The sequence below is a fragment of the Winogradskyella sp. genome, assembly GCF_013213835.1.
Taxonomy (GTDB): domain Bacteria; phylum Bacteroidota; class Bacteroidia; order Flavobacteriales; family Flavobacteriaceae; genus Winogradskyella.
This window is the reverse complement of record NZ_JABSSU010000003.1, coordinates 126,558-147,247: the sequence shown is the minus strand read 5'-3', so window position 1 is coordinate 147,247 and position 20,690 is coordinate 126,558. Positions and strand designations below refer to the sequence as shown.

Annotated in this window: 18 protein-coding genes; 14 read left to right on the top strand and 4 right to left on the bottom strand. The window is 33.7% G+C overall.

Features of this window, described 5'->3' with window-relative positions; all coding sequences use genetic code 11:
- The first annotated feature begins 13 nt into the window (after positions 1 to 13).
- Positions 14 to 367, top strand: a complete 354-nt coding sequence (locus HRU50_RS03460; protein ID WP_296348209.1) for a 4Fe-4S dicluster domain-containing protein — start codon at positions 14 to 16, stop codon at positions 365 to 367.
- 222 nt (positions 368 to 589) lie between these two features.
- On the opposite strand, the gene HRU50_RS03455 is transcribed toward HRU50_RS03460, so the two are convergent.
- The 3 genes from HRU50_RS03455 to HRU50_RS03445 form a co-directional block, all read right to left on the bottom strand.
- The gene (locus tag HRU50_RS03455) at positions 590 to 1,627 is read right to left on the bottom strand and encodes a GMP reductase (protein WP_296348207.1); all 1,038 of its coding nucleotides are present in this window, start codon (positions 1,625 to 1,627) and stop codon (positions 590 to 592) included.
- Positions 1,628 to 1,736: 109 nt separating this feature from the next.
- Positions 1,737 to 2,117 (bottom strand): RidA family protein, encoded by a 381-nt coding sequence (locus HRU50_RS03450; RefSeq protein ID WP_296348206.1) that lies wholly within the window; start codon positions 2,115 to 2,117, stop codon positions 1,737 to 1,739.
- Between the two features lie 26 nt (positions 2,118 to 2,143).
- Positions 2,144 to 4,924 (bottom strand): putative LPS assembly protein LptD, encoded by a 2,781-nt coding sequence (locus HRU50_RS03445; protein WP_296348204.1) that lies wholly within the window; start codon positions 4,922 to 4,924, stop codon positions 2,144 to 2,146.
- Between the two features lie 111 nt (positions 4,925 to 5,035).
- Between HRU50_RS03445 and HRU50_RS03440 the strand changes: the two genes are divergently transcribed.
- The 9 genes from HRU50_RS03440 to bshA all read left to right on the top strand — a co-directional run bounded on the left by HRU50_RS03440 (position 5,036) and on the right by bshA (position 16,125).
- A complete protein-coding gene (locus tag HRU50_RS03440) occupies positions 5,036 to 6,160 on the top strand; it encodes an N-acetylmuramoyl-L-alanine amidase (RefSeq protein WP_296348202.1) in 1,125 nt (374 codons plus the stop codon).
- A 57-nt stretch (positions 6,161 to 6,217) separates the two neighbouring features.
- Positions 6,218 to 7,159: an MlaD family protein gene (locus tag HRU50_RS03435; protein WP_296348200.1), complete on the top strand. Its 942-nt coding sequence runs from the start codon at positions 6,218 to 6,220 to the stop codon at positions 7,157 to 7,159.
- 12 nt (positions 7,160 to 7,171) lie between these two features.
- Positions 7,172 to 8,485: a (Fe-S)-binding protein gene (locus tag HRU50_RS03430; RefSeq protein ID WP_296348199.1), complete on the top strand. Its 1,314-nt coding sequence runs from the start codon at positions 7,172 to 7,174 to the stop codon at positions 8,483 to 8,485.
- 6 nt (positions 8,486 to 8,491) lie between these two features.
- Complete coding sequence (locus HRU50_RS03425) at positions 8,492 to 9,277, top strand: (Fe-S)-binding protein (protein WP_296348197.1); 786 nt, start codon at positions 8,492 to 8,494, stop codon at positions 9,275 to 9,277.
- 35 nt (positions 9,278 to 9,312) lie between these two features.
- Positions 9,313 to 9,948, top strand: coding sequence for a hypothetical protein (locus HRU50_RS03420; RefSeq protein ID WP_296348194.1), 636 nt, complete (start codon positions 9,313 to 9,315; stop codon positions 9,946 to 9,948).
- A gap of 4 nt (positions 9,949 to 9,952) precedes the next feature.
- Complete coding sequence (locus HRU50_RS03415; RefSeq protein ID WP_296348193.1) at positions 9,953 to 10,438, top strand: ABC transporter ATPase; 486 nt, start codon at positions 9,953 to 9,955, stop codon at positions 10,436 to 10,438.
- 154 nt (positions 10,439 to 10,592) lie between these two features.
- Positions 10,593 to 11,816, top strand: coding sequence for a phosphoserine phosphatase SerB (serB, locus tag HRU50_RS03410; RefSeq protein ID WP_296348191.1), 1,224 nt, complete (start codon positions 10,593 to 10,595; stop codon positions 11,814 to 11,816).
- A gap of 114 nt (positions 11,817 to 11,930) precedes the next feature.
- Positions 11,931 to 14,888 (top strand): glycoside hydrolase family 3 N-terminal domain-containing protein, encoded by a 2,958-nt coding sequence (locus HRU50_RS03405; protein WP_296348189.1) that lies wholly within the window; start codon positions 11,931 to 11,933, stop codon positions 14,886 to 14,888.
- A gap of 91 nt (positions 14,889 to 14,979) precedes the next feature.
- Positions 14,980 to 16,125 (top strand): N-acetyl-alpha-D-glucosaminyl L-malate synthase BshA, encoded by a 1,146-nt coding sequence (gene bshA / locus HRU50_RS03400; RefSeq protein WP_296348187.1) that lies wholly within the window; start codon positions 14,980 to 14,982, stop codon positions 16,123 to 16,125.
- On the opposite strand, the gene HRU50_RS03395 is transcribed toward bshA, so the two are convergent.
- On the bottom strand, positions 16,118 to 16,468 hold the full coding sequence (locus tag HRU50_RS03395; protein ID WP_296348185.1) for a ribose-5-phosphate isomerase: 351 nt from the start codon (positions 16,466 to 16,468) through the stop codon (positions 16,118 to 16,120). The two genes, bshA and HRU50_RS03395, sit on opposite strands and share 8 nt — an antisense overlap.
- 228 nt (positions 16,469 to 16,696) lie before the next feature.
- Here HRU50_RS03395 and HRU50_RS03390 point away from each other — a divergent pair, with 228 nt between their 5' ends.
- The 4 genes from HRU50_RS03390 to HRU50_RS03375 all read left to right on the top strand — a co-directional run bounded on the left by HRU50_RS03390 (position 16,697) and on the right by HRU50_RS03375 (position 20,590).
- Positions 16,697 to 17,074 carry a helix-turn-helix domain-containing protein gene (locus HRU50_RS03390; protein WP_296348183.1) on the top strand — a complete coding sequence of 126 codons (378 nt, stop codon included), beginning with the start codon at positions 16,697 to 16,699 and terminating at the stop codon, positions 17,072 to 17,074.
- Between the two features lie 185 nt (positions 17,075 to 17,259).
- Complete coding sequence (locus HRU50_RS03385; RefSeq protein ID WP_296348181.1) at positions 17,260 to 18,507, top strand: hypothetical protein; 1,248 nt, start codon at positions 17,260 to 17,262, stop codon at positions 18,505 to 18,507.
- 14 nt (positions 18,508 to 18,521) lie between these two features.
- Positions 18,522 to 18,782 carry a DUF4212 domain-containing protein gene (locus HRU50_RS03380; protein ID WP_296348178.1) on the top strand — a complete coding sequence of 87 codons (261 nt, stop codon included), beginning with the start codon at positions 18,522 to 18,524 and terminating at the stop codon, positions 18,780 to 18,782.
- 32 nt (positions 18,783 to 18,814) lie between these two features.
- Positions 18,815 to 20,590: a sodium:solute symporter family protein gene (locus HRU50_RS03375; RefSeq protein WP_296348176.1), complete on the top strand. Its 1,776-nt coding sequence runs from the start codon at positions 18,815 to 18,817 to the stop codon at positions 20,588 to 20,590.
- Positions 20,591 to 20,690 lie beyond the last annotated feature (100 nt).

Here is a 20,690-nt window from a genome sequence, read left to right as displayed (position 1 = left end):
AAGAAAAATTACTATGGCAATTATTATTACAGATGAATGTATTAATTGCGGTGCTTGCGAACCGGAGTGCCCAAATACAGCGATCTATGAAGGAGCAGATGATTGGCGATATTCTGATGGAACGAGTTTAAAAGGTAAAATTGTGTTGCCTAACGGAAAAGAGGTAGATGCAGATGAAACCCAAGAGCCAATAAGTGATGAGTTATATTACATTGCACCTGATAAATGTACAGAGTGTATGGGGTTTCATGAAGAGCCACAATGTGCGGCTGTTTGTCCTGTAGATTGTTGCGTACCTGATGAAAACATCGTTGAAACTGAAGAAGAATTACTAGGGAAACAACGCTTTATGCATCCTGAAGATTAGAAAATACTTTATTAAAAATGAAACCCGATGCTTTTGTTTAGTATCGGGTTTTTTTATTTTATTCCAAGCATTTTATTGAACAACCTCTTGTCACATTGATAAAATCTAATGAGTTTCTTTTTTAAAGTCTTGAAGTAATCTTTCATACGAACTGATGTTTTATTTACTAGTCGCATAATTACATGTTTGTTACAAATATGAGCGTATAATAATACTTTTAAATTATTTGTAGACTTGATTTTCTTGTTCAGCTACTCTAATAAAAGTAGTTCTTTTGGTCAATTCTTTAAGTCGTGGGGCACCAACATAAGTACACGTACTTCTTAATCCACCAAGAATATCTTGCACAGTATCTTTGACATCACCTTTATAAGGCACTTCAACCGTTTTTCCTTCGCTAGCTCGGTATTCAGCAACTCCACCAACGTGTTTTTCCATAGCAGTGGTAGAACTCATACCGTAAAATTGCTTGTATTGTTCTCCATTTTTGGTAATTATATCGCCACCACTTTCTGTATGGCCAGCAAACATACCACCTAACATCACAAAGTCTGCACCAGCTCCAAAAGCTTTAGCGACATCACCAGGTATTATACAACCACCATCACTAATAATTTGACCTCCAAGACCGTGTGCGGCATCTGCACACTCTATAATGGCAGATAATTGGGGATATCCTACACCAGTTTTAACACGCGTTGTACATACACTACCAGGACCTATGCCAACCTTAACAATATCAGCACCAGAAAGTAATAGTTGCTCAACCATTTCACCAGTTACAACATTGCCGGCAATAATAACTTTATCAGGGTACTGTTCTCGTGTTTTTTGTACAAATTCAGCGAAGTATTCAGAATAACCATTGGCGACATCAATACATATGAACTTAAGCGAAGCATACGTGTTTAAAATTGTTTTTAACTTATCAGAATCTGATTGACTTATTCCTGTGCTCACAGCAATATAGTTTTCTATATTCTGAGGTGCATTTTCTAAGAATTCGTTCCATTCTGACAAACTATAATGTTTGTGTATGGCAGTAAATAAATTGAAGTTAGATAGAGATTTTGCCATTTCAAAAGTACCAACGGTATCCATATTTGCGGCCATTATTGGTATACCTTTCCAGCTACTTTTGCAATTTAAGAATGAAAATTCTCTTTCTAAGGTGACTTCTGATCTACTTTTAAGTGTTGATCTTTTAGGACGGATCATAACATCCTTAAACCCAAATTTTAAGTCATTTTCAATACGCATTTTTAGAAAAGTTTGGTTTTAACCAAATTTAAGAGTTCTTTAAAACGACTTAAACAAAAAATGGAGATGTTCCGTTTAATTTATCAACAATTGTTTATTGTTGAAGTATCTATTTTACAGCAATCATGCTAATTTCAACATTTACAAACTTTGGTAAATTAGCCACTTCCACTGTTTCTCTTGCCGGTGCCGAAGCTTCATCAAAATATTGACAATATACCTCATTTATTTGTGCGAAGTTATTCATATCGCTTATAAAAATGGATGTCTTAATCACATTCTCAAAAGTCATATCAGCAGCTTCTAAAACAGCTTTCATATTCTCCATAACTTGTTTGGTCTCAGTCCTTATATCATCTAAAACCAACTCCGTTGTTTCAGGATGTAGGGCTATTTGACCTGATGTGTAAAGAGTGTTTCCTGATAAAACAGCTTGATTATATGGCCCAATTGGTGCCGGTGCCTTGGGAGTATTAATGATTTTTTTCATAATAGAAGAATGAATTGAGAAAGATTTTAATTACCTAAGTTACGATCTGGCTGACGACGCTGATCATACTTAAGGTCTTTTAATAAGTTAGACTTTATACCAATAAAGAAATTCCAAGAGGTGTTTATGCCTACTGGAACCCAACTAAAATTCATACGCCAACTCAATAAGTCTCTTTCAAAACGTAATTGTGTAAATGTAATTCCCTTATTCAGAAAATCATAACCTGAAGAAACACCAATGCTCCATCTTGGTGATAACTCAACATCTCCAGAAAACATTAATGAGTGTGATGTAATTTGATCTTGGCGTCTTGTATTGTTATAGTTGGTAGCATACCTAAGTCTAAGATTCCACGGCATTTTATAATTGTAAAAATCATTGTTATCTTCCTCGGTATCTTCTTTCTTTTCTTTGTTGTCATCATTTAATCTTTGGTCAGCAAAATCCTGAGATTCCCCAAACAAACCATCAATATCGCTATTAGTAGCTGCTGCTCGTCTTTGTTGTTCGGAGTCTCTAGAATTATCAGTTTCTTTGCCATTAAATGTTTCGTTTGATAAGCTGTAACTGATATTTAAATTGGCTGATGTTAATCTAAAAAGACTGCCACCATTATCAATATTAAATGTATTAATGATGTTGTTGTTATTGTCTAGAGCATAAGGGTTTAACGTCATCCCAAAGTTGATGTTCATTTTTCTATTCAGAATTTGAGTTCCACCACTTATTCTCATTGGGCTCCAGTTAAGTGAATCTGCTGCAATATCATATGATGTTTGAAAATTTAAGTTGTTAAGCAGCATTACTTTTTTAGGTTCGGTATCTGTGGAATCTTTGGCTCTCACTTTAGCTTCAAAATTGTTACCTAAAGAAAATCCGATATTACTAGAGAATGTATTTCCAGGTCTACCTAATGGTGAATTTTCAAATCTTGTATAGACCTGATCACTAGTAGTTCCGTTAGCATCAACAACTTCAAACGTTTCGTAATACTGATTAAAAGCTGGGGTTATACTATAACTTATTGAAGGTCTCATGACATGTCTTATTGCTTGTATTTTAGGATCCTTACCTTCTTTTTGAAAATTAAACATGCCATAAAGGGTCGTACCAATACTAGCTCCCACATTGTAAGTGAAGAATCTGTCAAAACCGTTAATATCTAAAGTAACAACTTCATCAGTTGTAGTATCAAAGAATTTTCGAACTGTTTTGAGAGTCCAAGTTTCTTGAAGGTTTGCATTTGCACTAACACTAAAATGATTAAAAACTTTAAAATTAGTATTTACAGGGATATTGTGTCTCATACCCGCTAAGGCATCATCAAACATCTCGCTTTTCCCAAAAAGTGAATCTGTGGTCTGTATGCGATATTCACCTCTCGTATTTACTTGAAAGTTAATATTCTGAATTGCTCCTTTTTTTGTCCCTGATTTAGGTGCAAAAGGAAAAACACGACTCATAGAAGCTTGCATCGTAGGAAGTGTCAAATTAATTGCTTCTGTATTTGTATTTTGATTATGGGTTGCTGTAAGGTTCAAATTGACCTGAGGTTCACCTTGAAACGTTTTAGAATAGGATACGGAAGATGCTAATGTATTGTTAAGCGTACTATTTAGGTTAACTTGATTAATTGACTGTCTAAAGAATTGACTACTACCTAAGTTTACCGAAGCAGAAAACCTTGAGTTAGGATTAGCTTTGGCGTCTTGTGTATGCGACCATCTAATGTTATAAATAGTACTCTGGCTAAAATCTGGAAAACCTCTTTCACTATTTAAGAGATTCTCGTACCTAAATCCTACGTTTCCGCGAAATCTATACCTTAGAGCGTAATTACTTTCTAGTCTTAATCCGTAACTTCCGTTGGTATAATAGTCTCCCAAAACGGCAAGATCAACGTGGTCACTAATGGCAAAATAATAACCACCATTTTGCAAAAAGTAACCTCTGTCATTTCCCGTATCTTCCCCAAATGATGGAAAAATAATTCCTGATGTCTGTTTTTTCGACATTGGAAAATATGCAAAAGGAATTGCAATTGGTGTTGGTACATCGTAAATGTACATTTGACTTAAGCCAGTTACAATTTTTTTATTTGGTACAATTTTAGCTCGGTTCATTAATATGTAATACTCAGGATCTTCTAGGTTTTCAGAAGTTGTAAACTTTCCCTTATGTATAAAATAAACCGAATCATTTTCACGCTTTGTTCTTTGCGCAATAACAGTACCTCCGCTTTGTTCAGTAACTGAATTGAAAATTAAAGCTTTACGGGAATCTGTATTAAAAATTATTGAATCAGGTTCAATAATATTTGCACCTTGCTTAAATACTGGTTTTTGAGAATACCCTGTAGAATCTTTTAATCGACCGGCATACACCAAATTCTTACTGTAATCTATAACAATGATTCCAGCGGTAATTTCCATATCTTCGTAAAGCACTTCAGCTTCGTTATATAATGTAATCTGCTGTTTTTTCTGGCTTACCGAAACATAATCTTTTGCCTTGTAAGTCACAATGTCTTTTAAAAAACCTTCCTTTTTTACAGAATCTTGCTTTGTAGAATCAATTTCTCTTTCATTTGTAGGTAAATCCAATAAATCTTTGGCCGGAATTACAACTGAATCTTTTGGTTTTTCCGCAGGTATTGGAGTGCCACTTTTAGGTAGTTCTTGAGCAAAGCTTAAAGTGTTGATAAGCACTGTAAAACTCAAGATAAAAAGTATGTGTAAGCTATTTGTACGCAATCCTTTTAAATGTATTTTTGTAAAAGTATGGCTCGGTTTATGAATCGCCAAAAGTACAGATATTTTTTTGTGATTGATTTATTAATCTTATAAAGTTTAAAAATACTGTTTTACTAAACAAAAGCTTGTAATAATTCAAGTATTCAAACCGTTAGAACAATTATGCAAACGACACATAAATATACATTAGTATTCCTGCTTTTTACTTTTATCACTTATTTAACATCAATTGAAGTTTTACCTGCTCAAAATAAAGATTTTGTTGTAGTATTAGATGCTGGTCATGGTGGCAAGGATCCTGGTGCTTTAAGTAATGGATACAAAGAAAAAGTTATTGCATTAGATGTTGTATTACAGCTTGGTAAAGCATTAGAGAAAACAGAAGGTATTAAAGTTATATACACAAGAAAGACGGATAAGTTTATAGAATTATGGCGACGTGCAGACATTGCAAATAAGGCTGATGCAGATTTATTTATATCGGTACATTGCAATTCTGTTGCTAATTCTAAGCCATTTGGCACTGAGACATGGGTTCTAGGAGAAAAGAATACTGATAGAAATTTTGAAATGGCTAAACGCGAAAACGAAGTAATTTTCTTAGAGGATAATTACGAGGAGAATTATGCAGGTTTCAATCCAAGTTCACCTGAATCTACTATAGCTATTGGTATAGAGCAAGAAGTTTATGTAGAACAAAGTATAGTCTTAGCAAGAAAGATTGAAAATAATTTTGTTAGCAAGGCAAAAAGAAAAAGTAGAGGTTTAAAACAAGAGAGTATCCTTGTTATCAGAAATACATATATGCCTAGCGTGCTTGTGGAGCTTGGATTTATTAGCAACAAAAAAGAAGGCGCCTTTCTTAACTCTAAGGCAGGACAAAATAAAATGACTCAAGCTTTAATAGATGCTATTTTAGAGTTTAAAAATGAAATAGATCAAAACATTGGAAGCGAATTAGGAAGTAATACCAACTTAGAACTTGATAACAGTTATTCTCAGCCTGAATCTCTCATTCTTGAAGACTATACATTTAAAGTTCAGATTGCTGCTAGTTCAAGAGATTTAGAAACCAAATCATATAATTTCAATGGATTATCAGACATTTCTAAGCAGAAAACAGGAAAGCTAATCAAATACTATTATGGTAGTACATCCGACTATAATAAGGCAAAGCTTTTTAAGCAAGAAGCCCAGCAAAAAGGGTATTCTTCTTGTTTTTTAGTAGCTTATAAAGATGGTAAACAAGTTGACATTTCTGAGGCTTTAAAATCTGTTTCTAATTAGAATTCATTATTCGTATAATTATACTTAATTTTGTTTCAAATCAAAGTTATTAAAGCATTGAAAATTACAAGAGAAGCTAAAACGGGTATATTAGTACTTTCGGGTATAGCATTGTTTATTTATTTGTTTTCCTTTTTAAAAGGTGATGATTTATTCACAAGTAAAGATGTCTTTTACACAGAGTTTGACTACAATGCTCTGAGCTCGTCTTCACCAGTTACGGTTAAAGGAAATAAGGTAGGTAAGATTGAATCTATTGATTACATGTACGATACTGGAAAAACAAGAGTGACATTTTCAGTAAATAAAAAACTCAAGTTTTCTAAGAACAGTACAATTAGTCTTTATGCAACAGGCATAATGGGTGGTAATGCCTTAGAGATTATTGATGCCAATGATGGTAAATATGCAAATCCAGGCGATGTTTTAACTTCAGGTGTAAAGAAAAGTCTAATTTCTAGTTTAGAAAGTGAATTGCCAAAAGTTACAGAAGGTCTTGGTGGTACTTTAAGTAACACGGATGTAATGGTAGCAAATTTAAATAAATTGCTTACAGATGAATCGGATGATGGATTACAACATGCGATTTCAGAATTAAATAAGACGCTAAAATCATATAATAGCGTGGCGCAATCTATTGAAACAGTCGTAAAGGATAATGATGATAAAATCGCTTCTGTTTTGGATGGTTTTGATAAATTAACTTCTGATTTCAAAGAAATTTCGGGACAATTGAAGGATGCAAATTTAGCCGGAACTGTTAAAAGTTTAGAAGGTACTTTAAACAAATTTCAAGGTATTCTTACAAGTATCGATGAAAACAAGGGTACACTAGGTAAGCTTCTTAACGATGATGCTCTGTATAATAATCTAGAAGCGGCATCAAAAGAAATGGAAGAGTTGTTGTTGGATATAAAGTTGCATCCTGCAAGGTACAGACGTATTCTTTCTAAAAAAGAAATACCATATACACCACCAACTGAAGATCAAAAAAATTAGATTATTTCTCATATGGAATATATACCAAATATACTTTTTGCCATAATCCTAGTATTAGGTATTGGCTATTTTGCACGAAATGTAAAAAGACTAATAAGAAACATAAAGTTAGGTAGAGAGGTAGATACTAGTGATAATACATCAGAACGTTGGCGAAATATGATTCGTATTGCACTAGGTCAAAGCAAAATGGTAAAGCGTCCAGTTGCAGGCATTCTCCATATAATCGTTTATATAGGTTTTGTGATTATCAATATAGAGGTTCTTGAAATTATTATTGATGGGATTTTTGGAACACATCGTATAGGATTAACGGTTTTACCCGAATCGGTATACGGTTTTTTAATTGGCGCTTTTGAAGTTTTAGCGGTTCTAGTTTTATTGGCTGTGATTGTGTTTTGGACCAGAAGAAATGTTGTAAAACTTAAACGTTTCTTAAGTGCTGAAATGACAGGCTGGCCAAAAAATGATGGTAATATTATTCTGTATTTTGAAGTAGTCTTAATGTGCTTGTTCCTTGTGATGAATGCAACTGACACAACGTTTCAAGAAGCTAATTCAGGTAATATCATTTCACAATTTATAGCGCCTTGGTTTGGTGATAATGCAGATACTTTGGTTATTATTGAGCGTACAGCTTGGTGGTTACATATTATTGGTATTTTAATCTTCTTAAATTATTTATATTTCTCAAAACATTTACATATTCTGTTAGCATTTCCAAACACCTATTATGGCAGTGTTGAACCAAAAGGAAAATTTAATAATCTGGAAGCTGTTACAAATGAGGTGAAGTTAATGATGGATCCCAATGCAGATCCATTTGCAGCGGCTCCAGAAGGAACTGAAGAAGAAGAACCTGCTAAGTTTGGGGCAAGTGATGTCATGGATTTAAATCGTGTTCAGTTGTTAAGCGCTTACACATGTACAGAGTGCGGCCGCTGTACTTCAGCATGCCCGGCAAATCTTACAGGTAAAAAATTGTCTCCACGTAAGATTATGATGGATACAAGAGACCGTTTAGAAGAAGTTGGTAAAAATATTGACGCAAATGGTGGCGAGTTTAAAGATGATGGTAAACAATTATTAGGCGATTATATTACAAATGAAGAATTATGGGCATGCACAACATGTAATGCATGTGTTGAAGAATGTCCGGTAAGTATTAATCCATTATCAATTATATTAGATATGCGTCGCTATTTGGTAATGGAGCAAAGTGCTGCACCAATGGAGCTTAATAATATGATGACAAACATTGAGAATAATGGCGCACCATGGCCATATAATCAAATGGACCGTTTAAATTGGGCTAAAGAAGAATAATATACTATGAGTGAACAACTAAATGTTCCTACAATGGAACAATACATGGCAGAAGGTAAGCAACCAGAGATTTTATTTTGGGTGGGTTCTGCAGGTAGTTATGATGATAGAGCTAAAAAGATCACTAAGGCCTTTGTGAAAATATTAAACAAGGCAAATGTAGATTTTGCAGTATTAGGTGCTGAGGAAAGTAATACAGGTGACGTAGCCAAAAGAGCAGGAAATGAGTTTTTATTTCAAATGCAAGCCATGATGAATATTGAGGTGCTTAACGCGTATGAAGTAAAACGTATTGTAACATGTGATCCGCATTCATTTAATTGTTTAAAAAATGAGTATCCGAGTTTAGGTGGTAACTATGACGTTATTCATCATACCCAGTTTATCAAAGAATTAATGTCTTCAGGTCGTTTATCTACTGAAGGGCAAACCTATAAAGGGAAACGTATTACGTTTCATGACCCATGTTATTTAGGTCGTGCAAATAATGAATACGATGCACCGAGAGACGTTTTAAAAACTACCAATGCGACTTTAACCGAAATGAAACGTCATAAATCTACAGCATTATGTTGTGGTGCTGGCGGAGCACAAATGTTTAAAGAACCAGAAAAAGGTGATATGGACATCAATGTATTGCGCACAAAAGACGCTTTAGAAACAAAACCAGACATTATCGCAACAGGATGTCCTTATTGTAATACCATGATGAGCGATGGTGTAAAATTCAATGAAAAAGAAGGTGAAATTCAAGTGTTGGATATAGCAGAACTGATTGCTAATGATCAATAGCCTTTAAAATAAATCAAAAATATAATTATTATTTAATGAAAAAATACTTTTTCACAGTACTAATATTATCTGTTACATTAAGTCTAAGTGCACAAAAACTTTCTAAAGAAGAAGCATTAGATCTTATGGCAAGTGATACTTGTGAGTGTCTTAAAAATAAAAAGATTAATCCTTCTGAAAGCCTAGACAATAAGCAAATGGCATTAGGTTTGTGCTTAATTGCAAGTTTTAACGAACATAAATCTAAATCAAAGTTCTTTTCAAAAAAAGGATTAGAAGACATAGAGGAAATTGGTGAAATGGTAGGTATGAAAATGACTACAGTATGTCTTGATGATTTCATGTCACTTTTTAGTGGTGAAGAAATGGTAGATATGTTGGAAGATGATGAAGACATTGAGTTTAGTGATTCGCCAAGAGATAATTTAAATATTGAAGTAGAATTAACCTCATTAAAAAATGACGCCATTTCCTACATAGAGACTAAAGATGATTTTGATAAAACGCACACGTTTATAATACTTGATGATTTTGATGGCTATGAATTACTTAATAAATCTAACTATGGCAAATCCTTTTCAATAGAGTATGAGGAAAAGCAAGTTTTTGACTTAAGTGAAAAGCAATATATTACAAAGAAAGTGATTACCAAAATTGATCTCATAGACTAAAAAGATGCTAGTAGATTTTAACCAATTACCAGACGAATCTCGTGTTTGGATATACCAGGCCAATCGTTCATTTTCAGAGGATGAATTAAAAGAAATAAAATCAAAACTTGAAACTTTTATTACATCTTGGACCGCTCACGGAAAGGATTTACAATCAGGTTTTAAGATTGTTTATAAACGATTTATAGTGTTAGCATTAAATCAGATTTTAAATGCTGCGACTGGTTGTTCTATTGACGCTTCGGTACATTTTATTCAAGAATTAGAAAAGGCATATAATGTCGATTTAATGGATAAAATGAATGTTTCTTTTAAACAAGGAGAATTCGTGGCATACAAGTCTTTAGTGGATTTCAAAAAGATGGCAAAAAATAATTCTGTTTCAAAAAATACCATTGTATTCAATAACCTTGTTACAAATATTGCAGAGTTTAACGAAAACTGGGAAGTACCTGCAAAAGATAGTTGGCATAGTCGCTTTTTGAAATAATAACTTTGAAATATATTCAATGAAGTTTCAGAATTATTACAATATTCGCAACTCACAAAACTTTTAAATTTCAATAAGAATAGTCATTTTTACACTTTATAATTTCATTTCAACATTATAATCTTAAATCGTAATTCTAAAAGTTCAAATTTATATGGCTACAGATATCTTTTTATTAAACATTTCAGGACAAGATAAACCAGGTCTTACGTCATCTTTAACGAGTGTTTTAGCAGAATACGATGCAAAAATATTAGATATCGGGCAAGCTAATATTCACGATACCTTATCGTTGGGTATGATGTTCGAAATAAAATCTGGAAAAAAATCAGCAGCAGTTCTTAAAGACTTATTATTTAAAGCATATGAGCTAGGCATTACCGCTAAGTTCACACCTATTTCGCTTGATGATTACGAGCATTGGGTAGGCATGCAAGGCAAAGACCGATATATTGTGACTATTCTTGGGGAAAAGCTTGCGGCAGAACAGATTTCTGAAGTTACAAAAGTCATTTCAGATAAGAATATGAATATTGACTCTATTAAACGTTTAACCGGAAGAACTTCTCTTGTTAACGAAGAAGAGTATCCACGAGCATCAATCCAATTATCAATACGAGGTGAGTTATTAGATAAGACTGAAGTGACCTCTAAGTTCATGGATATTTCAAGAGAACTAGATGTGGATATCGCTTTTCAGGAGGATAATATATTCAGGAGAAATAGACGTTTAGTCTGTTTTGATATGGACTCGACACTTATTCAAACTGAGGTTATTGATGAACTCGCAGAACGCGCAGGTGTTGGAAGCCAAGTTAAAGCCATAACAGAATCTGCAATGCAAGGTGAAATAGACTTCAATGAAAGTTTTAAGCAACGCATGGCACTGCTTAAAGGATTAAGTGAGGATGTTTTACAGGATATAGCTGAAAATTTACCAATAACAAAAGGAGCAAGGCGACTTATCGATACTTTACATTATTATGGATTCAAAACAGCTATACTTTCTGGTGGATTCACATATTTCGGACATTATCTCCAAGAAAAACTAGATATCGATTATGTATTTGCTAATCAGTTAGAAATTAAAGATGGTGCTTTAACTGGTGGTTATATTGGTGAAATTGTAGATGGTAATAAAAAAGCAGAATACCTACAACAATTGGCGGATGAAATGGGCATAGATATTGGTCAAACAATTGCAGTTGGTGATGGTGCAAATGACTTGCAGATGCTAAATCTTGCTGGTTTAGGTATTGCGTTTCATGCAAAACCAACCGTGAAGGATAATGCGCAAAGTGCCATCTCGAGCATCGGCTTAGATGGTGTGCTGTATTTATTAGGTTACCATGACAAATACATTGATCTTCTTAAATAATTTGTATTGACATTTTAAGGTTAATAAAAGATTCTTAAAGTCTTTTTAGTTATTTTTATATTATGCTATTTTGGCATAATATTCGTTACTACTTATATAAATAGTTATTTGCCTATGCGATTTTTTGCCCTCATTTTCTTATGCCTATGTTTTAAATTTAGTTTATCACAAGATTCAAGTGTAAATCCACTTCATACTAAGGATTTTATCAAACAAAAACAATGGGTTGATAGCGTTTATAATGCACTGTCAGTTAAAGAAAAAATAGGGCAATTGTTTATGGTACAGGTGATGTCTAAGCATTCTGACGAGGAGAATTCTAAAATTTTTGATCTCATAAAAGAGCAGAAAATAGGTGGTGTCATTTATTCCTTAGGTGGACCATATAGACAAGCTAGGCTTAATAATGATTTACAAGCTATTTCTAAGATTCCGCTTTTAGTCGGAATGGATGCTGAATGGGGTTTAAGTATGCGATTGGATTCTACTTATGCATTTCCTTGGAATATGACTCTTGGCGCCATATCAGATAACAACTTGGTAGAACAAACAGGTCGACAAATTGGTGAACATTGTAAACGTCTTGGAGTGCATTTTAATTTTGCTCCTGTTGTAGATATAAATACTAATCCAAAAAACCCTATAATTGGAAATCGTTCTTTTGGTGAGGATAGAGATAATGTCACTGAGAAAGCTTTGGCATTTATGAAAGGTATGCAAGATGCTGGAGTTTTAGCCAATGCAAAACATTTTCCTGGCCATGGCGATACTGATGCTGATTCCCATAAAACATTACCAACTGTAAATTTTAGCGAACAGCGCATAGATTCTGTTGAGCTTTATCCCTATAGAAAACTGATAAAAGAAGGATTGTCTAGTGTTATGGTAGCACATCTCAATGTGCCAAGTTTAGAAAAGAGAAGAGGTTTTCCATCATCTTTATCAAAACATATTGTGACGGATATACTCAAAGGTGAATTAGGTTTTCAAGGTCTTATTTTTACAGATGCTTTAACGATGAAAGGTGCTGCTGATTATGTTGAAAAAGGGGTAGATGGCGTTAACTCTAAAACCTTAATGAAAGGTGGTGAAATTGATCTAATGGCATTTTTGGCAGGTAATGATGTGATGTTGATGTCTGAAGACCCAATTAAGGGTATTGCGAAGTTTGAAGAAGCTTTTAATGAAGGGATTATTTCAGAAGAACGCTTAGCACATTCAGTAAAGAAGATTTTAATGGCAAAATATAAAGTAGGTTTACATGAGTATTCGCCAATTGGCATGTACAATCTTTCAAATGATTTAAACCGTATTAAAGATGATGCACTTTATGAATCCTTAATGGAATCCGCTGTTACTGTAGTTAAAAACGAAAATGCATTATTACCGCTTAGAGATCTTGAAACAAAGAATGTAGCTTATGTAGAACTTGGAGATGATAGTGGTTCTGTGTTTTTAGATGAATTAAAAAAGTATACTAAAGTTCATTTTATAAAAGCTGAGAAACTTGATGAGTTAATAACCAAACTTCAAAGTTATAATACGGTAGTTGTTGGTTTTCATAAATCTAATGCTAACCCATGGAAAGGATATAAATTTACTGAAAAGGAACTGGCTTGGTTGTATGAAATCGCCAGAACAAATACACTTATTTTAGATGTTTTTGCTAGGCCATATGCTTTAAATGACTTTGAGACCATTGAGAACTTCGATGCCATTGTAATGAGTTATCAAAATAGTAGAATTGCTCAAGAAAAGTCAGCGCAATTAATTTTCGGAGCTACTGAAGCGCAAGGAAAATTACCTGTGAGCGCTGGTCCTCATTTTCCGGTTGGTAAAGGTGAAACTTTCAACGCGTTATTAAATTTAGGTTATTCAATACCAGAACGTGTTGGTATGGATTCTGAGTTATTAAAGAAAGTAGATTCAGTGGCTAATCATGCGGTTAATAATAAAATGACGCCAGGCATTCAGTTGTTAGTAGCACGAAAAGGAAAGGTTATTTACAACAAGAATTTTGGTTATCATACCTATGCCAAGAAAAACAAAGTAGATTTTGATGATGTTTATGATGTTGCTTCTTTAACTAAAATATTAGCGACATTACCAATTGTGATGGAACTACAGCAACAAGGGTCAATTTCTTTAGATTCTAAACTCGGAACTCTTATTCCAGAATACAAGGATTCCAATAAAAAGGATGTTACCTTAAAAAAGATGTTATCGCATTATGCACAGTTAAAACCATGGATTCCGTTCTACTATGCAACTTTAGATTCGGTAACTAAAAAACCTGACCCCAAATATTATCGAAATAAAAAGGAAAAAGGATTCACAGTTGAAGTAACAAATTCACTTTTCATGAGAGATGATTATCAGGATTCTATTCAAAAGATCATCAAGGAAAGTGATTTATTATCTAAGTTACGTTACCGTTATAGTGATTTGCCTTATTATATTCTTAAGGATTACCTAGAAGACTTTTATGATAAATCTTTACATGAAATTACACAAGATAGATTCTATAAATCTTTAGGTGCTAACTATACAACGTATAATCCACGAGATAAATTTAGCTTAAAGGATATTGTACCATCAGAGGTTGATAGTTATTATCGTTTTAATAAAGTTCATGGTTATGTGCACGACATGGGAGCAGCTATGCAAGGAGGTATTGGCGGACATGCTGGTATTTTTAGTAATGCTAACGATGTGGCAAAGATTATGCAAATGTACCTTCAAAAAGGGTTTTATGGTGGAAAGCGTTATTTTAAAAGTGAGACGTTAGATACATTTAATACGTGTTATTTCTGCGATAAGGATAACAGAAGAGGTATTGGTTTTGATAAACCACAGTTGCACGATGAAGGTCCGACATGTGGTTGTATTTCTATGACAAGCTTTGGGCACTCTGGTTTCACAGGAACTTATGCTTGGGCTGACCCTGAGGAAGAATTGGTGTATATATTTTTAGCAAACCGAACGTTTCCAGAAGCTGGTGAAAACCTGTTATTAAGAGAGAATATTAGAACAGAAATTCAACGTCTTATTTATGAGGCAATTATAGAATAGTTGCATTTAATTATAAGTTAAAAATGTTGAAGTTGTAAGGATTTACCATAACTTGCTACCAAGGTAAAGACCAATAATCTTTCAAATTTTTATGAAAATAGGCATTGTTTGTTATCCAACATTTGGTGGAAGTGGTGTAGTGGCTACAGAGCTAGGATTAGAACTTTCAAAACGTGGACACGAAATCCATTTCATTACTTATAGCCAACCGGTACGGTTAGAATTATTAAGTAATAATGTGCATTTTCATGAAGTACATGTCCCTGAATATCCTTTATTTCATTACCAACCTTACGAGCTTGCTTTATCAAGTAAATTGGTTGATATGGTGAAATTACATGGCATAGAACTTCTTCATGTACATTATGCTATTCCGCACGCTTATGCAGCATTTATGGCCCAACAAATGCTATTAGATGAAGGTTTATTGGTGCCAATAGTGACTACCTTACATGGTACTGATATAACCCTTGTAGGAAATCATCCTTTTTACAAGCCTGCTGTTACTTTTAGTATCAATAAATCTGACGCTGTGACTTCTGTTTCAGAAAGTCTTAAAAATGACACTTTACGACTTTTTAATATAAAAAAAGATATACACGTTGTTCCTAATTTTATTGACCTAGAAAAACATACAAATAACTTTACTGATTGTCAACGTGCAATGATGGCTAATGACAAAGAGCGTATCGTTACACACATAAGTAATATGCGAGAAGTGAAGCAAATACCAGATGTCATTAAAATCTTCTATAATATCCAAAAGGAACTTCCTGCTAAATTAATGATGGTTGGTGAAGGCCCAGAAAAAGAAGGTGCTGAATTGTTGGTTACAGAATTAGGTATTGAGGATAAGGTCATATTCTTTGGAAATAGTAACGAAATAGATAGAATTCTCTGTTTTAGTGATTTATTTTTATTACCATCGGAGACCGAAAGTTTTGGATTAGCTGCGCTTGAAGCTATGGCAAGTGGTGTGCCTGTTATATCGACCAATACAGGTGGTTTGCCTGAAGTAAATGAAGATGGTTTTTCTGGCTATTTAAGTGATGTTAATGCTGTTACTGATATGTCTGCTAATGCCATTAAAATTTTAAAAGATTTGAATACGTTGAATACTTTTAAATCTAATGCCAAAGCACAATCTAGGAAGTTTGATATTCATAATATAGTACCACAGTATGAAGCTATTTATGAGCAAACCTTAGAGCGTTTTTCTGAAATGGTAATTAATTAGACCAAACGGCGTATCCTTCTCTGCGTAATTCCAGCGTAATTTCTTTTTCTGCTATTAGAGCATCATTACTTGTTACAAAAGGATCAATATGATTATATAGGCTAGGTCTAAGATATAAACCGTATTTCTCTACAATATTAGATGAAAGCTTATAACCTTTCTTGTTTTTATATCCTGTCTTATGCTGTTCAAACCGTTCTGTCGGTAGTTTACTCGTCATGCCAACATATAGGCATTCTAAAACACCATTGTATTGAGGATTTGATTTTCTGAATTTAACACTTTCTGTATAAACGCGTTTAGATAATTCAATGACATAGATACGATAAAGTGTTTTAGGCATATTATTTCTTAATGATACTCAAAGATATTAAAAGGTTGAATAAGACTTATGTATTTCCTTATATGATAATTTAATATTTATTATTTTTTTGTTTATTGTTTTTTTTCTGTAAATCAACAAATATATTGATTTTGGAATTTTACTGCTAAATTAATATATTTATGCTAAAATAATATATCTATTATTATGAAAGTTGAATCTTGTCCTAATTGTGGTTCAGATAATTATGTGAAGAGTGGAATTATTAAAAATAGACAACGGTATAAATGTAAGTCATGTGGCTATTATTTCACAGTAAACAAATTAGGAAAAAAGATTGATGATTACTATGTTAATAAAGCCTTGCAGTTATATTTAGAGGGATTAACATATCGCGAGATTGAACGTATTCTTGGGATTTCTCACGTAAGTATTATGAATTGGGTAAAGAAATATAATATTAAAAGACCGTATAATTCAAAGTACCATCCAACGTATAAAATATTAAATGCTGAAGAGTTATCAAACTTTTTTTCCGATAGAGAAAATCTTGCTGGGGCTGGAACACTTGTAACGGAATTGGGTGACAAATTCATGTTGATTAAATGGGAAAGATTCCGTGAATAGTCATAAATAATTACTTTCAATAATTTTTTGTTTAATATATTTCTTACACCAGATTGATGTTAAAAATCTTACTTAAAATATACTAAATTAACATATATATATATTAACTTTTTTTTCAGACTTTCTTTTTTAGAGTTTAGTAGTGCACACAAAACCAATAAATAACTAACTAAATTTCTAATTTTATGAAGAAAACAAATTTAATCTTGTTTCTTTTTGCTTTGATTTTGATGCCTTTAACGGCTTCAGGTCAGCAAGAAGATTCAAAACCAGACCACTCTTACAAGCCGCTTCAGCTTAAACTGAATGAAGATGGAAGTAAGTATGTTAGATTTATCATGTGGCATCAGTTATGGATGGAAGCAAATTCTAACAGAGAAAGTTTAAGATACTCTATTAGAAGATCTCGTTTCTTAGCTTATGCACAGATCTCACCGCGTTTTTTAATATTAACACATTTTGGTTTGAATAATCTAAATGCAGGTAATTTAACAGCAAATCCTAATACACAATCTTCTAATCAAAGTAGTTTGTTGTTTTTACATGATGCTTGGGCAGAATTCGCTGTTGAACCTGGAAAACTACACGTTGGAACAGGTTTACATTACTGGAATGGTATTTCAAGATTATCAAATCAAAGTACATTAAATATGATGACTTTAGATAATCCAGGTGCTGGTAATTCTGATGCAAGACTATTTCCTTGGGGTAATATTACCACAAGTGACCAGTTTGCACGTCATTTAGGTATATATGCTAAAGGATCTTTAGGGAAATTTCACTATAGAGTTTCTGCCAATAATGCCAGAAATAATATTGGAACATTAGGTGCTGTACCTTCATATCAAGTAGATAATTCAAATGAAGATGCTACAGGACTTTGGAATTACGCAGGTTACTTTAAGTATGACATCTTCGACAAAGAATCTGATAAATTACCATATTTTGTTGGTACTTATTTAGGAAAGAAGAAGGTACTAAGTGTTGGTGCTGGTTTCTTCCATCACCCAAACGCATTAGCTGTTAATGACCTAGAAGATAGAGAATCTGTAACCCATTTCGCTGCAGATGTTTTCTATGATGCGCCAATAAATGATAAGCTTGCAATAAATGCATTAGGTGCTTTCTACAACTACAAATATGGTAGTACAGATGGTTTCGCATCAGGTGGTTTAGTACCATCTTCAGGTTCTGTCCTACATGGCCAAGTAGGTGTTCTTTTCAGAGATGCTAAATTGATGCCTTACCTTACTTACAATTCTGTTGATTTAGATTTTACACCAGAAACAAGTAATGAAGTTGGTTTAGGACTTAACTATTTCATCAACGGTCATTTCGCAAAAATTACAGCTGAATTTACAACAGGTTCAAGAGGTGCTACGGGTGCTGAATCGACTAATATTTTCAGATTACAAACACATATTTTCTTATAAAAACAATCTCAATTATGTCTGACAATAAAAGCAATGCAGTCGCATATTGGAAGGAAAACGTAAAATACCTTTCCATACTTTTAGTCATTTGGTTTTTAGTATCCTATGGCTGTGGTATCTTATTTAAAGATGCTTTAAACGAAATAAGACTTGGTGGTTTCAAACTAGGATTTTGGTTTGCACAACAAGGTTCAATATACGTATTCGTAATTCTCATCTTCGTGTACGTAAGAATAATGAATAAACTAGATAAAAAATACGGTTACGACGAATAGTCCTAACTAATAACCAAAAAATTATAAAAATTATGAGTGTACAAACTTGGACATGGATATTAGTAGGAATCACATTCGCACTATATTTCGGAATCGCAATTTGGGCTAGAGCAGGCTCAACAAAAGACTTTTATGTTGCTGGTGGTGGTGTTTCACCGTTAGCAAATGGTATGGCAACAGCAGCAGACTGGATGAGTGCTGCGTCATTTATCTCTATGGCTGGTATTATTTCATTTACCGGTTATGATGGTTCAGTTTACCTTATGGGTTGGACTGGTGGCTACGTATTACTCGCCTTATTACTCGCACCTTATCTCAGGAAATTCGGAAAATTTACAGTGCCAGATTTTATTGGTGACCGTTATTATTCTAATACAGCAAGAACAGTAGCTGTAATCTGTGCATTATTAGTGTCGTTTACATACGTGGCAGGACAAATGCGTGGTGTTGGTGTTGTATTTTCTCAATTCTTACAGGTAGATATTAACATTGGTGTAGTTATCGGTATGGCCATCGTATTGGTATTTGCATTCCTTGGGGGAATGAAAGGGATTACATATACTCAAGTAGCACAATACTGTGTATTAATCTTTGCATTTATGGTACCTGCATTCTTTATTTCAATGCAGATGACAGGAAACATTATTCCTCAAATAGGAATGGGAGGAACTGTTGAAGATGGCACATTTTTACTCGATAAACTAGACGCATTACATACACAATTAGGTTTTAAAGAATATACGGATGGATCTAAATCTACTTGGGATGTTTTTGCTATTACCTTAGCATTAATGGTTGGTACAGCCGGTTTACCTCACGTAATTGTACGTTTCTTTACAGTGCCAAAGGTTAAAGACGCACGTAAATCTGCAGGTTTAGCATTATTATTCATTGCAATACTTTATACAACTGCACCTGCAATTGCTGTATTTGCAAGAACTAACTTAATCGAAACTGTTAGTGGTACTGAGTATACTGAAGTTCCTGGTTGGTTTAAAAACTGGGAAGATACAGGTCTAATTGCTTGGTCAGATAAAAATGGAGATGGTAAAATTCAATATGTAGCAGGAAGTGCAATTGAAGGCAAAAAACCTGTTTATACTAAAGAAAGAGGAACAAGTGGTGAAAGATTAATATCAAATGCTAATGATTCTGCAAACGAATTATATGTAGATAGAGATATCATGGTATTAGCAAATCCTGAAATAGCAAAATTACCTAATTGGGTTATTGCTTTAGTGGCTGCGGGTGGATTAGCCGCGGCATTATCAACAGCAGCAGGATTACTATTGGTAATTTCTACTTCAATTTCTCATGATCTTATCAAGAAGCAAATTAAACCAGACATTTCTGATAAAGGAGAATTAATGTGGGCAAGAATTGCAATTGTATTTGCTGTAATCGTCGCAGGTTTAGCAGGTATTAAGCCACCAGGTTTTGTCGCCGCCGTAGTTGCGCTAGCATTTGGATTGGCAGCTGCGTCATTCTTCCCAGCAATTATCTTGGGAATATTCGATAAACGTATGAACAAGCAAGGTGCTATTGCTGGTATGGTAGTAGGTATTTCTCTGATGTTGTTCTACATGATAAGATATAAAACAGGACTTATAGGAGTAATGGATCCAAGACCAGCAAGTGAATGGTGGTTTGGTACATCACCAGAAGGTTTTGGTACAGTAGCTATGCTAGTTAACGTTGTAGTTTCAGTAGTTGTGTCTCGTATGACACCTGCACCACCACAACATGTACAAGAAATAGTTGAAAACATAAGAATTCCGTCTGGTGCCGGAGAAGCTCAAAGTCACTAGATGTCTTATTTATTAGTTAGTAGAAACAGTGCTGTTAATGACAGCACTGTTTTTTTTATTAATAGTAAAACCGTTTGAGAATCTTTTATTACATTTCAAG